This window comes from Streptomyces sp. AC627_RSS907 (assembly GCF_019049165.1).
In genome coordinates this window covers 1-584 of the sequence record NZ_JAGMUE010000404.1, presented here as the reverse complement: position 1 = coordinate 584, position 584 = coordinate 1, and the positions used below count along the sequence as shown (strand labels likewise).

Below are 584 nucleotides of genomic sequence, written 5' to 3'. Positions count from 1 at the left end.
ACCCGCGGCTCGCGCAGGCCATGGAGACGACGGCCCGCATCGGCGCCCTGCTGGCGGCCGAGGCGCGCAGCGGAGCGGAGCTCGGGGAGTTGCTCCGGGCCCTCCTGGTGGGGCCGCCCGCGGGGCGGGACGAGGCGGAGGCGGCGCTGCGCGACGCGCTCCGCGGGACGGCGCGGGGCCCGCTCGCCGTCGTCGCCGTCACCCCCTGGGACACCGAGAACCCCGCGGAGGCCGGCCCCCTGCCCAACCTGTCGGGGCTCGCCGCCGTCTGCGCCATCGCCGGTCGGCCCCGGGCGGCTGGTTCGGGCGCCGCCGGGGCGTCGACGGGCGCGCCCCACGCGCCGAGGACGAGCCTGGCCGCGCTGGTTCGGCTGCGTTCGGGCGCGTCGCTCGACCCGGCGCACGCGACGGCGGAGCAACTGCTGCGTTCGCCGCGCGCGGCCGGCGCCGAGCCGGAGCCGCGCTCCGGCACGGCCGACGCCGGCGGGCGGGGGTCGGCGGACGGGGCACGGAGCACGGAGCACGGGGCGGGCCCCGTGGCGTCCGGCTCCGTGGCACCGTCCGGCGGCGGGGCGCCGTCCGGG

1 pseudogene is annotated in these 584 nt (G+C 82.7%); it reads left to right on the top strand.

The window, feature by feature from the left end:
- Positions 1 to 584: pseudogene (locus KUM32_RS36140) on the top strand (PucR family transcriptional regulator); the annotation flags it as partial.